10 protein-coding genes are annotated in these 13760 nt (G+C 55.3%); 8 read left to right on the top strand and 2 right to left on the bottom strand.

Going from position 1 to position 13760, the window contains the following annotated elements; all coding sequences use genetic code 11:
* The first annotated feature begins 18 nt into the window (after nt 1-18).
* The 4 genes from secA to AOP6_RS10455 all read left to right on the top strand — a co-directional run bounded on the left by secA (nt 19) and on the right by AOP6_RS10455 (nt 5907).
* Complete coding sequence (secA, locus tag AOP6_RS10470) at nt 19-2709, top strand: preprotein translocase subunit SecA (protein WP_155876681.1); 2691 nt, start codon at nt 19-21, stop codon at nt 2707-2709.
* 75 nt (nt 2710-2784) lie between these two features.
* Complete coding sequence (argJ, locus tag AOP6_RS10465; protein ID WP_155876680.1) at nt 2785-3984, top strand: bifunctional glutamate N-acetyltransferase/amino-acid acetyltransferase ArgJ; 1200 nt, start codon at nt 2785-2787, stop codon at nt 3982-3984.
* An 88-nt stretch (nt 3985-4072) separates the two neighbouring features.
* Nucleotides 4073-4744, top strand: a complete 672-nt coding sequence (deoC, locus tag AOP6_RS10460; RefSeq protein WP_155876679.1) for a deoxyribose-phosphate aldolase — start codon at nt 4073-4075, stop codon at nt 4742-4744.
* On the top strand, nt 4741-5907 hold the full coding sequence (locus tag AOP6_RS10455) for a phosphopentomutase (RefSeq protein ID WP_155876678.1): 1167 nt from the start codon (nt 4741-4743) through the stop codon (nt 5905-5907). The genes deoC and AOP6_RS10455 overlap by 4 nt, the downstream gene beginning before the upstream one ends.
* Before the next feature lie 16 nt (nt 5908-5923).
* Here the strand turns inward: AOP6_RS10455 and AOP6_RS10450 are convergent, their stop codons facing one another.
* Nucleotides 5924-6697, bottom strand: a complete 774-nt coding sequence (locus AOP6_RS10450) for a PilZ domain-containing protein (RefSeq protein WP_155876677.1) — start codon at nt 6695-6697, stop codon at nt 5924-5926.
* Between the two features lie 185 nt (nt 6698-6882).
* On the opposite strand from AOP6_RS10450, the gene AOP6_RS10445 reads away from it, so the two are divergent.
* The gene (locus tag AOP6_RS10445; protein WP_155876676.1) at nt 6883-7275 is read left to right on the top strand and encodes a DUF2914 domain-containing protein; all 393 of its coding nucleotides are present in this window, start codon (nt 6883-6885) and stop codon (nt 7273-7275) included.
* Nucleotides 7276-7354: 79 nt separating this feature from the next.
* On the opposite strand, the gene AOP6_RS10440 is transcribed toward AOP6_RS10445, so the two are convergent.
* Nucleotides 7355-7789: a MucR family transcriptional regulator gene (locus AOP6_RS10440; RefSeq protein WP_155876675.1), complete on the bottom strand. Its 435-nt coding sequence runs from the start codon at nt 7787-7789 to the stop codon at nt 7355-7357.
* A 389-nt stretch (nt 7790-8178) separates the two neighbouring features.
* Here AOP6_RS10440 and AOP6_RS10435 point away from each other — a divergent pair, with 389 nt between their 5' ends.
* The 3 genes from AOP6_RS10435 to AOP6_RS10425 all read left to right on the top strand — a co-directional run bounded on the left by AOP6_RS10435 (nt 8179) and on the right by AOP6_RS10425 (nt 13752).
* The gene (locus AOP6_RS10435) at nt 8179-9219 is read left to right on the top strand and encodes a deoxyguanosinetriphosphate triphosphohydrolase (protein WP_155876674.1); all 1041 of its coding nucleotides are present in this window, start codon (nt 8179-8181) and stop codon (nt 9217-9219) included.
* A gap of 240 nt (nt 9220-9459) precedes the next feature.
* Entirely contained in the window at nt 9460-10947 is a 1488-nt protein-coding gene (locus AOP6_RS10430) for a response regulator (RefSeq protein WP_213194559.1), read from the top strand.
* A gap of 144 nt (nt 10948-11091) precedes the next feature.
* Nucleotides 11092-13752, top strand: a complete 2661-nt coding sequence (locus tag AOP6_RS10425; protein ID WP_155876673.1) for a valine--tRNA ligase — start codon at nt 11092-11094, stop codon at nt 13750-13752.
* Nucleotides 13753-13760: the final 8 nt, after the last annotated feature.

Raw genomic sequence — 13760 nt, 5'->3', positions numbered from 1 at the left:
ACGGTAAGGAGCCTTTTGATGATCGGTTCACTGGTTCGAAAGATTGTTGGCAGCAAGAATGAGCGTGAACTCAAGCGGTTGCAGCTTGGTGTGGATAAAGTCAACGCCCTGGAAGCCTCTATATCTCCTTTGTCCGACGAGGAACTCCGTGGCAAAACCGCCGAATTTCGGCAACGCCTTGAGCAGGGGGAAGTCCTCGACAATCTGTTGCCCGAAGCTTTCGCTGTTGTCCGTGAAGCGGCACGGCGGGTGCTCGGTATGCGCCACTTTGACGTCCAGTTGATTGGCGGCATGGTTCTTCACTCAGGAAAAATAGCCGAGATGAAGACAGGTGAGGGCAAAACCCTCGTTGCCACGCTGCCGGCTTACCTCAACGCCCTGAGTGGCCGTGGCGTTCATGTCATTACCGTCAACGACTATCTGGCACGCCGGGATTCGGAGTGGATGGGGCAGGTCCATCGTTTCCTGGGCCTCAGCGTCGGCTGCATCGTGCATGGTCTCACGGATGTCCAGCGCAAGGAAGCCTACGGCTGCGACATCACCTATGGAACCAACAACGAATTCGGCTTCGACTATCTGCGCGATAACATGAAGTTCGCCCTTAACGAGTATGTGCAGCGCGATCTCAATTTTGCCATCGTCGACGAAGTCGACAGCATCCTGATCGATGAAGCCCGTACACCCCTGATCATCTCCGGTCCCAGTGAGGCCTCCAGCGAGCTGTATTATACGGTCAATCGCATTATCCCCATGCTTAAAAAGGGGGAGGTCATCGAGTCCCGCGACGGCAAGATCGGGCAGACCCTCAAACAGTACACAGGCGACTTTACCGTTGATGAAAAAGCCAAAGCCGCCAGTTTGACCGAGGAAGGGGTAGCCAAAGTCGAGAAACTGCTCGGCGTGGAAAATCTCTACGAGCCCCGCAATATCGAGCTCCTCCACCATGTCAACCAGGCCCTCAAGGCCCACGCCCTCTTCCGCCGCGATGTCGACTATGTCGTCAAGGATGGCGAGGTCATGATCGTTGATGAATTTACCGGTCGCCTCATGCCAGGACGGCGCTGGAGCGACGGGCTGCATCAGGCGGTAGAGGCGAAAGAAGGGGGCAAGATCGAGAGCGAAAACCAGACGCTGGCGACCATCACCTTTCAGAACTATTTCCGTATGTACAACAAGCTCTCCGGTATGACGGGTACGGCCGATACGGAAGCAGCCGAGTTCCATCAGATTTACAAACTCGAAGTCGTGGTCATCCCGACCAATCGCCCGCTGCGGCGCAATGACTACGCCGATGTCATCTATAAAACAGAAAAAGAAAAGTTCCGCGCTGTTGTTGACGACGTGGTCGGCTGTCACGCAACGGGACAACCGGTTCTCGTCGGCACCATCTCCATTGAGAAGTCGGAAGTGCTCGCCGAAATGCTGCGCAAGCGCGGAGTTCCTCACCACGTTCTCAATGCCAAGCATCACGAGAAAGAGGCCGAAATCGTAGCGCAGGCCGGTCGCAAGGGGGCCGTGACCATCGCGACCAACATGGCTGGTCGCGGGACCGACATCATTCTTGGTGGCAATGCGGAGCTTCTCGCCCGCAAGGAAGCGGCGTCGGCTGAAGATCCCGATGCGGCGGCAGAGGCTCTGCTGGAAAAATACCGTGTTCTGTGTGCGGCTGAAAAGGAAGCGGTGCTTGAGGCCGGCGGGCTCTATATTCTGGGCACCGAGCGGCATGAATCGCGCCGTATCGACAACCAGCTGCGCGGTCGCAGTGGTCGTCAGGGCGATCCCGGCGCCAGCCGTTTCTATCTGAGCCTCGAAGACGATCTCCTGCGTATTTTCGGTTCACACCGCGTCGCTTTTGTCATGGACAAGCTCAAGATTCCCGAGGGAGAGCCCATTGAACACGGCATTATTTCGCGGGCCATCGAAAACGCTCAAAAAAAGGTGGAAGGGCACAACTTCGATATCCGCAAGCACCTGATCGAATACGACGATGTCATGAACAAGCAGCGCGAGGTTATTTATACCCAGCGCAAGGAGGTTCTGGCCGGTGAGAATCTGCGCGAAACCTACGTATCGATCATCGAAGAAACCGTCGAGGATATTGTGGCGACCTTCTGCCCCGAAAAGACCCGTCCCGAGGATTGGAACTGGGGGAGCCTGGCGGAAGATTTCCTTGGCCAGTTCAATTTTCCACCGGATTTGGGTGACACTACCGCTGCCGACCTGACTCAGGAGCGTCTGATCGGACACCTCCGGGATCAGGTTGTCAAGCGGCTCCAGCAGCGGGAGGAGGAGTTCTCGTCTCCCGTCATGGAGCACCTGATGAAGGTGTTGCTGCTGCAGACCATCGATTCACAGTGGAAGGACCATCTTCTTTCCATTGATCATTTGAAGGAGGGTATCGGCCTCAGGGGTTACGGACAGCGCAACCCTAAAGAAGAGTACAAACGGGAGGCATACAGTCTCTTCATGGAGATGATGGGGCGTATTCGCCAGGAAGTGGTGCAGAAACTCTATCGTATTCAATTGGCCAAAGACGAGGATGTGGAGAAACTGGAAGCCGAGCAGCGCCGGCGTCGCATTGTTCTGAATCGGGTGGGGGGCGAGAGCCAGGATAAGCAGCCGGTCACCCGGGAAGAGGACAAGGTCGGACGTAACGATCCCTGTCCTTGCGGCAGTGGCAAAAAGTATAAGAAATGTTGCGGAGCCTGAGCGAAGGACGTCTTTCGCAGGGTTCAGGCGTACGCCCTATCTCATCTATTACGTCAGGATTTTGGAGCATCTGTTATGACTGAGACCATATCCGAAAAGGTCAACGGGTTTCGTTTCGCCGCGGCTTCGGCGGGCATAAAAAAATCAGGAAAACCCGATCTGGCGCTCATCTTCTCTGAAGTGCCGGCGAGGGCCGCCGGTGTCTTTACTACCAATAAGGTAATTGCCGCTCCTTTACAGGTGACCGCTCCCCGCATCCTTTTTGGCCGGTGCCAGGCTGTGCTCGTCAATAGTGGCAATGCCAATGCCTGTACTGGAGAACAGGGCCTCAAGGATGCCCGCCGTTGCGGAGAGCTCTGTGCCAGCGTTCTGGGGATTGAAGAAGAGTTGGTCGCGGTCTCTTCTACCGGCGTCATCGGGGTGCCGTTGCCGCTGGACAAGTTCGAAAGAGCCATTCCGCTGCTTCCCGCGGCTTTAAACGAAGGTGGCGCTCAGGATGTGGCCCAGGCCATCCGCACCACCGACGCCTTTCCGAAGATGGCGTCGGTGCATGTTCCCTGCGGGCAAGGACAGTATACCCTGATGGGCATCGCCAAGGGCGCCGGCATGATTCATCCCAATATGGCGACCATGCTCGGCTTTGTGATGACTGACGCCGAGGTGGAGCCCTCTTTCCTGAAAGATGCTCTGCGCGAGGCCGTTGGCGAATCCTTCAACAGCATCACCGTGGATGGCGATACGTCCACCAACGATATGGTCCTTATCCTGGCCAATGGTCTGGCCGCCAATGCCCCTATCCAGGAAGGGACAGCCGAAGGGGCTGCCTTTCTGCAGGCCTTGAAGGCCGTTCTGCTGGATCTGGCCAAAATGATCGTACGTGACGGTGAAGGGGCCACCAAGGTTGTCCGCATTCATGTGCAAGGGGCCCTCGATGCCGTCGAGGCCAAAACGGTGGCTCGCAGCATCGCTACCTCCAACCTGGTCAAAACCGCCTTTTTCGGTGCCGATGCCAATTGGGGGCGCATTATCGCCGCTGCTGGCTATTCCGGGGCGGAGGTGGATCCCCACCGTGTCTCCATTCTGTTCGACGAGGTTCCCGTCGTCCGTGAGGGATTAAGCACCGGCCAGGACTTCGAGGCAAAGGCGACCGCAGTGCTCAAAAAACCGGAATTTACCGTGACCGTGGACCTGGGCCTGGGCGAAGGGGCTGGCGATTACTATACGTCTGATCTGACCTACGATTATGTGAAAATAAACTCTGATTACCGCAGCTGAGGCACATGCCTTTATCTGTAGAAGGAGGCGGGCCGCTTTTTCTCGCGGCCCGTTGCTGTTTGACCCATGCCAAATCAAGAGGCTGGACATGCATTTTGAGAATCCTGCTGCCCTGATAGATCACACCCTTCTGAAGGCGGATGCCCGCTCGGACCAGGTTCGCCAACTATGTGAGGAAGCGGTGGAGTACGGTTTCGCCTCGGTTTGTATCCCGCCTTCCTATGTCGCGGTGGCGGCCGATATTCTTTATGGTTCGGAGGTCGCTGTGGGAACGGTGGTCGGCTTTCCTCTCGGTTATGCCAACTCCCTGGTGAAGGCGTTCGAAGCTCAGGACGCGGTGAGAAAAGGGGCTGCTGAAATCGATATGGTTATTCATGTCGGCACGGCACTGGAGGGGCGCCACGATGAGGTTCTGAACGATATCCGTCAAGTGGTCACCGCTGCTGATGGTGCCAGGGTCAAGGTGATCCTGGAGTGCTGTTACCTGGCGGATACCCTCAAAACCGACCTGGCTCGGCTGGTCGTGGAGGGTGGGGCCGCCTATGTCAAGACATCGACGGGTTTTGGTCCTGGCGGTGCGACAGAGGCTGATGTTGCTCTTTTGGCCGGGGTCGTGGCTGGCCGTATCGGTGTCAAGGCCGCCGGCGGTATACGGAACTGGGAAACGTGTCATCGTATGCTTGTCGCGGGCGCGACCCGCATCGGCACAAGCGGTGGGGTGGCTATTGTCGACCAGTGGCGGCGTCAGAGGGATCTATGAACAAGGCGGCCTTTGATCGGGTGGTGCTGATTACCCTGGATGGCGTTGGTGTTGGCGCCCAAAAAGACGCCAGGGATTACGGGGACGAAGGGGCTGACACTCTCGGTCACGTGGCTCGCTATTGTGGCGGCCTGCGGCTGCCAAACCTGCAACAGCTCGGTCTGGGGAACATCCATCCCGTGGAAGGGGTGCCGCCGGTGGCGGCGGCAGAGGGTCTGTACGGCCGTATGCGGGAAGTATCCACCGGCAAAGATACCACGACCGGTCACTGGGAACTTGCCGGCATTGTTCAGGAGGAACCTTTTTCAACCTATCCCGATGGATTTCCGGCTGAAATCATGGCGGCCTTCCAGCGCGAGACAGGCTTGGTGCCTCTAGGGAATGTCGCCGCCAGCGGCACCGAAATTCTTAAGGAGCTGGGCGAAGAGCATCTGCGCACGGGCAGACCCATTGTCTATACCAGTGCCGACTCGGTTTTTCAGATTGCCGCCCACGAAGATGTCATTCCTGTGGAACGCCTTTATGAGCTCTGCCGCATCACGAGGCGCCTGCTAGACCCCTACCGCATTGGCAGGGTGATTGCCAGGCCTTTTGTCGGCACTTGCGCCGCTGATTTTCGACGGACCTCACGCCGGCATGATTTTTCCCTCCTTCCCCCCAAAACGACCATCCTTGAGCGGATCAAGGAGGCGGGTATGCGGGTGTATGCTGTGGGCAAAATCAGCGATATCTTTGCCGGCCAAGGTGTTACCGACAGTGTTTCCTCTGAGAGCAATGCCGATGGCATGGCCAAGACCCTGGAGGCATTGTCTGTGGTATGTCGGGGCCTTATATTCACGAACCTGGTAGACTTTGACATGCTTTATGGCCACCGTCTGGATGCGGCAGGGTTCGGTCGGGCCCTCGAAGAGTTTGACTTTTGGCTGCCGCATCTCCAGCAGGCCATGGGGCCGCGGGATCTTCTGATGATCACGGCCGATCATGGCTGTGATCCGACGATGCCCGGGACAGATCATACCCGTGAGTTTGTGCCGCTACTTATCTGGCATCGGGGATTGGAAAAGGGGAGGGACCTCGGCGAGCGCACCTCTTTCGCCGATGTTGCGGCGACGTTGGCGGTTGCTTTGGGCGTGTCCTTTGACACGGGAAAAAGCGTTTTCTGACAGAGAGGCTCTGGTGTCAGTGACTGCTGATAAGTTTCAATGAAACTTCCTGGTCGAGGCCCTGAATCTGATCCTCCGTCAGATCCATAAGGCTTCTTTCGCTCGGAGACATTTCACCGAGAAAGCAACCTTCAATGAAACGCTGCAGACAAAGTAGGTCTTGTGCGGTCAGGTGGAGGAATTCTACGCCAGAGCCTTGCAGATAGTTGTTCTCTGGCGCGGGCAGAACGTTGTACAGAACCCGTCCCTCAATCTCCAGTTCTTTTTTCATCCCCATCAGGGGAAAGATGACCTGAAGCGGCTCATTTTGTGCCAGGCGAAAGGCGCTGCGGATAAAAAGGCCCTGCTCGCTCAGGCTGAGGATTTCTGACAGATGAGGAGAACCATCGCGATAGAGAACGCCAGGGAGTTTGAGGTCCAACCTTAAGTTTTTCCTCGGAGTTTTTTCAAGGTGTTTCTGGATCATAGCGTAGAGTTCGAACAGTCCGATAGGGACATCCAGGCTCTCGCATGGGAGGTTGGCAGGAATCGGCAAGCCGTTGTCCTTAAGAACCACCAGGGGGCAATTTTTGTCGGCTGCTTTTTCTCCAGTGGCATTTGCAAGTTTTCTGTGGTCGTTTTGCAGGAAATGGGCCCCTATGAACAGCAGGTCCGGGGATGTCTCCAGCAAAAAAGCCTCTATTTGCTCAGGACGCGAAGATACCACAACCCTGTATCCCCAATGTTTGAGAATGACTTCGAGTGTTGTAAGAACCTTTTCTCGCTTGTCGCCGACGATGACGCGTTTCATATCGATTATCCTTTTTGTGGCGGCAAAACAATCTAGAGCAGGGTTTTGTGCTGGGTCAAGGGAAATTTAACACCAGGGCATTTCCCGCTAAAAATATGCCCTCCTCGGCTGGCGTACCGGTAACGCCTATGGTATATAGTTAAGCATATTGGCAACATCATTCGATCTGTAAAGGAGAAAAATCTATGAAGCGCTTGTCTGTGATCGCCTTTGTCGCTGTGCTCGCGGCATGGCTCAGTCTGCCTGTCTCTGCTTTTGCCCTGGAAGTGGCCGAAGGAGTGATCACCTCCCAAGTCAGTGATCGTAACCCTGTCGATTCTCTGACCAGTTATTCGGCTGACGTCGGAAAGCTGTATTGTTTTACCCGTATAGTCGGTGCTGAGTCTGACAGCCAGGTGACCCATGTCTGGTACCGTGGGGACGAAGAAATGGCCAGGGTTGATCTTGCTGTTCGCTCCAACAATTGGAGAACCTGGTCTTTAAAAGCTCTTCTCCCTGAATGGGTGGGTGATTGGCGAGTGGATGTGCTCGATGCGGACGGTACAGTCATCAGCACCATTCCTTTTACGCTGAACTGAAGTCAGTCATTGGTTTCTACAAAAAAAGCGCCCCGCCAGGGCGCTTTTTTTGTGAATCGTGTTTTGCTATGGCAACCTGTTACTTTTTAGCTTTTGTCTTGCTCTTGGCCGCCCGGGCTTTGGCGAGATTCTCGCCCAAACCCCTGTCGACGGCCATTTGCCGCCGGCTTTCCGAATAGGAGCGGGCAGCCAGGGGCTGCGTGCGGGGGATGTCGAACTGCTTGCGATATTCGCTGGGTTTCATGTCGTGGGCCGTACGCAGGTGACGGGCCAGTGTCTTCATCTCTTTGCCGCAGATCATGCAGGTAACCTTATCCTTGCCGAAGGCTTTCTTGCGTGAAACAGCGGGCACTTCGATGGTTTCCGCTTCGGCTGCAATAGCTTCACCTTTTTCAAGGGCGCTGAGAGCGTTGTGGATTTCGCTGAGTTCGGCGACCAGTTCGTCGCGGGACATGGGCGTGGTCGATGCGTGGGCCGCAACAATTTCGGCAGCCATTTCGAGAAGTGTTGCCATGGGGATCTTCCTCCTGTTTGATGTGGGGTTTATTGTGATATCAATTGGTGATAAAAAGCTATAATAGAACAATTGTTGGCTTTAAAATCAAGAGGAAAAATTATTTTAGTTGTTTATAACTGTTAAACTTGTTCCTGATAAAGGCCTCTGTGTTAGTTTTAGACGGGATGGTTTGTTTCAATTCGTGACAATTTTCAAGACGAGGCCATAACATACACCGAAACAAGGGCGTCTTCTGTGGGATGGTTGCCATAAACGATTTTAGAATCCCTTTGATCTTTTAAAAGTCTCACTTCCGCGGGTAACTTTTGTGTTGCCATGACAACGGGGTTAAGTCAATTCTAGTGGAGCTTTTTTAACAAACATAAACTATAATTTATAAGGTTTTTATGACTATCCGAGAACAGCTCGAACGACAAGAACAGACTTCTCTGTCAGCTCATGCCTGTCTGAGCGGTCATGGTGGTAAACGTAAAAAACCGGAGGACCCTTGTGCCGTACGCACTGCTTTTCAGCATGACCGGGATCGCATACTCCATTGTAAATCGTTTCGACGTCTTAAACATAAGACTCAGGTTTTTTTGGCTCCGGAAGGTGATCATTATCGTACTCGCCTGACCCACACACTCGAAGTAGCCCAGATTGCCCGCACTGTATCAAAGGCTCTTCGTCTGAATGAAGATTTGACTGAGGCCATTGCGCTTGGTCATGACCTGGGCCACACGCCCTTTGGTCATGCCGGCGAAAAGGTGCTGAGTGAACTGGTGACAGGTGGCTTTCATCATGTTCTGCAAAGTCTGCGTGTGGTCGATTGCCTGGAAAAGGAGGGGCAGGGGCTTAACCTGACCGAAGAGGTTCGTGACGGTATCGTCAAGCACTCCAAGGGGAGAGGACCTATTCTGGCCAAGGATCCTGCCGTAAGGGCGCAAACCCTGGAAGGTCAGATCGTACGGTTGGCTGATATTGTTGCCTATGTCAATCATGACCTTGACGACGCACTTCGTGCTGGCCTTATCCATAAGGGACAGGTCCCGGCAGCCATTGTAGATGTTCTTGGGTGTAGTCACTCCCAGAGGATCAACACGATGGTTTGTGACATGATCCAGGCCTCGCTCTGTATAGATGGAGGGGGTATATCGCTGTCTCCTGCTGTTGTTGAAGCCATTGACGCTCTGCGAGAATGGTTGTTTGTTCATGTGTATCAGGTCAGAACCGTCCATGACGATTTCATCAAGGCTTCTCGTATCCTACGGGAACTGTTTCTCTTTTTCATGCAGAACGAGGAGGCGCTGGTGGCTCATGGAGGTGATCGTTTCTGCGGGGATCCTCTTGAGATTTCCGTTGCCGATTTTATCGCGGGCATGACGGACCGCTTTGCCATCAATTTGTATCACCGGCTTTTTCTGCCCCAGCCCTGGAAGATTTTATAATGGCCTTAACTCTTTGAATTTCCGATGGAGAAAGCTTGACTAGCCTGATTTCCCTGTGCTAATTTTATGACGTTTTTGCGTCTGTTGGCGGCGGTTCAGCCCCGTTTTGGCGGGATGGGCCCGGGCCAGTTGGTCGTTATGCGCCCTCCAGGGCTTGACGCTGTTTTGATTCCATGCCATACGGCTTTTTACGCGGAATTTTGCCGGCCCCCTTTATCGAAGGGTGCCAAGGAGGCTTGAATGAGCAAAAAACTGTTGTTGGCCGACGACAGTATTACCATCCAGAAAGTCATAAGCATTACCTTTGCCAGCGAAGATTACGACCTGGTCGTTGTTGACAACGGTGACGCCGCTCTGGAAAAAGCCCGCACCAGCCGTCCCGATTTGGTACTTGCCGATGTGTTCATGCCCGGGAAAAACGGCTATGAGCTTTGCGCGGCTATCAAGCAGGAAGGGGGGCTTAAAGGTGTGCCCGTTCTGCTTTTAAGCGGAACCTTCGAACCCTTTGACGAAAATAAAGCCAGCGCCTGTGGAGCGGATGGCTGGATTGCCAAGCCTTTTGAATCACAGGCCCTCATCAGGAAAGTCGAAGAGCTGCTGGCCGCCGCCGAAGATATCTCTGCCGAGATCTCCGAAATGGCAGAAGCCGAAGCACCGTTGTTGGATCCTTCAAGTGCGCCTGTCCCGAGTGAAAAAATTGAAGCGGACATGTGGGAGGAACTTGAGCCTGCCGTCGCCGCACCTGTCCAACCCCTCGAATCCCCTGTGGCGAAATCTGGGGACGGCGGTGCTGGGTCCGATGAGGATCTCTGGTCGGATGTTTCTTTCGACGAAGAGGAATTGGGGCAGGAAGCAGCGACTATTAAGGCCGATGAAAACCTGTGGGATGAAGAGACCGAGGCCTTTGGCGAAGAGGAAGACGCCGCTGATAGTCTGGCAGATCATCCGGTAGAAGAGGCCACCCTGGAGAATTTCGGATTCGAAGTCGAAGGCGAGGAGGATTGGCAAGACGAGGAATATTCGACTTCGGTGGCTGCCCAAGAGGATCTGATGAGCGCTGAAGCCAGCGAAGATCTGTGGGGTGATGAAACGGACGGGCTTGAGGGAACAGCAGACCGCCCGGGAATTCCTGAGGCCCCTCCTGAGGCCCCTCCTGAGCCGCCTACCGCCGACCTGGACCTTATGAGTAGCGAGGCGGAAGAGGATGTCTGGGGGACTTACGAGACGCCCGCTTCCGAGCCTGCGTCCGTGGAAGAGGAAGGGGAAATCGAGGACATTCTGGCCTTGTCCGACGAGGATATCCTGGAGGAGGCGGATCTGGCAGGATGGGAGGACGAGGATCTTCTTTCGGAGCCTTCCGCAGCGTCTGTCGATGAGGACTCCTCTGAAATTGCTGTTGAGGAGGAAAGCCCGGAAGACCGTTTCGGTACACCCTTTTCGGCTGATGAGGAACCGATTGTTTTCGAAGAAACTGCTTCGACTGTTGCCGAGGCGTTGTTCGAGGAGCCCGCGCAGGAAGTCCCTGTTGCTTATACCCCTGCCCCAGCAGAAGCGCCGGCTGTCTCCGAAGCGGAAGTGTCTCGCATTGTCGAGCGGGTTGCCGCTGAAGTGGTCGAACGTCTTGCGGGGACCATTCTCGAAAAAATTGCCTGGGAGGTCGTTCCAGACCTGGCGGAAAGTCTGATCAAGGAAGAAATCCGCAAGATAAAGGAAGGGGCTGCCCTGTAGCTATCATCCTTTAAGCGGCAGACAGCGTGACATATTGACGGAAGAAATGGGGATTGCTAGAATCCCCATTTCCTTTTTGAAACGATTGCCAACACCAGGGCGCTTGGTCTGGCCCTGAGCATATAGAGATGGAAGGATCAGTTCATGGAAGCATCGCTCCCCAAAGGGTATGAGCCGAAAGAGGTTGAAGATAAGTGGTACAGGGTTTGGGAGGACAAAGGTTACTTCCACGCCAACGAAAAATCCTCCAAGCCCCATTATTCCATTGTCATCCCGCCCCCCAATGTCACCGGCGTTCTGCATATGGGGCATGCTCTCAACAATACCCTGCAGGATATTCTGGTGCGGTGGAAGCGCATGACAGGTCACGAAGTGCTGTGGATGCCCGGCACCGACCACGCAGGCATCGCCACCCAGAATGTGGTGGAGAAACAGCTTGCTTCTGAAGGACGTGACCGTCATGCCCTCGGCCGCGAAGAATTTGTTGAGCGAGTCTGGCAGTGGCGCGAGCAGTCCGGTGGGCAGATCATTAATCAGCTCAAGCGCCTAGGCGCCTCCTGTGACTGGGAGCGCGAGCGCTTCACCATGGACGAGGGTCTCTCCACGGCGGTGCGCACCGTCTTTGTACGCCTCCATGCCGAGGGTCTTATCTATCGCGACAATCGGCTCATCAACTGGTGTCCGCGTTGTCACACAGCGCTCTCTGACCTGGAGGTCGAACACGAGGACAAGAAAGGCCATCTCTGGCATCTACGTTATCCGGTGATTGGCACTGACCGCTATCTCATCGTGGCCACCACCCGGCCCGAGACCATGCTCGGCGACACCGCCGTGGCCGTCAACCCCGAAGATGGTCGTTACCAGGACCTGATCGGCAAGAAGGTGCTGCTGCCACTGATGAACCGGGAAATCCCCATTGTCGCCGACGACTACGTCGACAAGGAATTCGGCTCCGGTGCTGTCAAGATCACCCCGGCCCATGATTTCAATGACTTCGAGCTTGGCAAGCGTCATGACCTTGAATTCATCAATATTTTCGACCCCTCGGGTGTGGTGAACGAAAACGGTGGTTCTTATACCGGGCAGGAACGCTACGAGGCCCGCGCCAACGTAGTGGCCGACCTGGAAAATCAGGGGTTGCTCGAACGCATCGACGATTACGCCAATGCTGTCGGCGAATGCTACCGCTGCCGCACTGTCATTGAGCCCTACATGAGCAAACAGTGGTACGTCAAGGTCGGGCCCCTGGCCGAGGAGGCGATCAAGGCCGTCGAGACCGGTCAGACACGCATCGTGCCGTCGCAGTGGGAGAAGACCTATTTCGAGTGGATGAACAATATCCAGGACTGGTGCATCAGTCGCCAGATCTGGTGGGGACACCGTATCCCCGCCTGGTTCTGCGACGACTGCGACCAGATCACTGTCGCTATGGAAGACGCCCAGAGCTGCGCCCATTGCGGCAGCAGCAACATCCGCCAGGAGACAGACGTACTCGATACCTGGTTCTCGTCAGCTCTGTGGCCTTTCTCCACCATGGGCTGGCCGGAAAATACCGAGACCCTGCGGAAGTTCTATCCCACCTCCTGCCTTATTACCGGCTTCGACATCCTCTTTTTCTGGGTGGCGCGCATGATGATGATGGGGATCAAGTTCATGGGGCAGGTCCCCTTCAAGGATGTCTACATCCACGCCCTGGTGCGCGACGCTCAGGGACAGAAGATGAGCAAGAGCAAGGGAAATGTTATCGACCCGCTCACCGTTATCGAGGAATACGGCACCGACGCCTTCCGCTTTACGCTGGCTGCCTTTGCCGCCCAGGGGCGTGACGTCAAGCTTTCCACCGAGCGCATTGCCGGCTACCGCAACTTCGCCAACAAGCTATGGAATGCCAGCCGCTTTGCGCTGATGAATTTTGATGACTTTGATCCGTCATCCATCGATCTGGCCCAGCTTGACCTGTCTCTGGCTGATCAGTGGATTCTGACCCGTCTGAACGAGGCGGCCCAGAACACAGGCCGGGCCCTCGCTGAGTATCGTTTCAACGAAGGCGCCTCCATTCTCTATGCCTTCACCTGGCACGAGTTCTGCGACTGGTATATCGAGCTCAGCAAGGACGATCTCTATGGTGACGACGGAGCGTCCAAGGCCCGCGCCAAGGTGGTACTTTTCACCGTACTCGAGCGATTGCTGCGTCTGCTTCACCCCTTCATGCCTTTTATTACCGAGGAGATCTGGCAGGCGCTGCCTGGCCGCCGCCCCGTCGATTCCATCATGCTGGCCGACTATCCCACGGGAGAAGATTTGCCCGTCAACCTGGACGGAGCCCGCCGTATGGAATGGATCATGGATGTCGTCAAGGCCATCCGCAACATTCGCGGCGAGATGGATGTTCCCCCCTCCAAACAGATTGCCGCTGTGCTTGACTGCAAGGGAGAAGAGGCGGTCACCGTGATGACAGCCGGTGAAGGGTACATCCGTGCCTTGGCTCGTGTCGGTGAGTTGAGCTACGGTGTAGGCGTCGAGCGTCCCAATCAGGCCGCCACCCAGGTGGCCGGTGACGTCGAGATTCTGCTGCCCCTGGCGGGTCTGGTCAATATCGACGAGGAAGAAAAGCGTCTTGGTAAGGAGATTGCCAAGGTACAGAAGGATGTGGAGTTCTTCGCCAAAAAACTCTCTAACGAGAAGTTTGTCGCCAATGCTCCTCCCGAGGTGCTGGAGAAGGACCGAGGCAAGCAGAGAGAAGCCGAGGAAAAGCTGGGGATTTTGCAGGAAAGCCTGCGAAAGATTCAGGCGCTGAAAGGATAGGGCGAAAT

The sequence above is a fragment of the Desulfuromonas sp. AOP6 genome (genome assembly GCF_009731355.2).
In the GTDB taxonomy this organism is placed as follows: domain Bacteria; phylum Desulfobacterota; class Desulfuromonadia; order Desulfuromonadales; family SZUA-540; genus SZUA-540.
The sequence above is the reverse complement of the archived record's forward strand: the minus strand, read 5'-3'. Positions and strand labels throughout refer to the sequence as shown.

Coding starts and splice junctions, on each gene's coding strand:
- AOP6_RS10445 (WP_155876676.1), top strand. CDS start 6,883: ATGAAGCGCTTGTCTGTGATCGCCTTTGTCGCTGTGCTCGCGGCATGG.
- AOP6_RS10440 (WP_155876675.1), bottom strand. CDS start 7,789: ATGGCAACACTTCTCGAAATGGCTGCCGAAATTGTTGCGGCCCACGCA.
- argJ (WP_155876680.1), top strand. CDS start 2,785: ATGACTGAGACCATATCCGAAAAGGTCAACGGGTTTCGTTTCGCCGCG.
- AOP6_RS10435 (WP_155876674.1), top strand. CDS start 8,179: ATGACTATCCGAGAACAGCTCGAACGACAAGAACAGACTTCTCTGTCA.
- deoC (WP_155876679.1), top strand. CDS start 4,073: ATGCATTTTGAGAATCCTGCTGCCCTGATAGATCACACCCTTCTGAAG.
- secA (WP_155876681.1), top strand. CDS start 19: ATGATCGGTTCACTGGTTCGAAAGATTGTTGGCAGCAAGAATGAGCGT.
- AOP6_RS10425 (WP_155876673.1), top strand. CDS start 11,092: ATGGAAGCATCGCTCCCCAAAGGGTATGAGCCGAAAGAGGTTGAAGAT.
- AOP6_RS10450 (WP_155876677.1), bottom strand. CDS start 6,697: ATGAAACGCGTCATCGTCGGCGACAAGCGAGAAAAGGTTCTTACAACA.
- AOP6_RS10430 (WP_213194559.1), top strand. CDS start 9,460: ATGAGCAAAAAACTGTTGTTGGCCGACGACAGTATTACCATCCAGAAA.
- AOP6_RS10455 (WP_155876678.1), top strand. CDS start 4,741: ATGAACAAGGCGGCCTTTGATCGGGTGGTGCTGATTACCCTGGATGGC.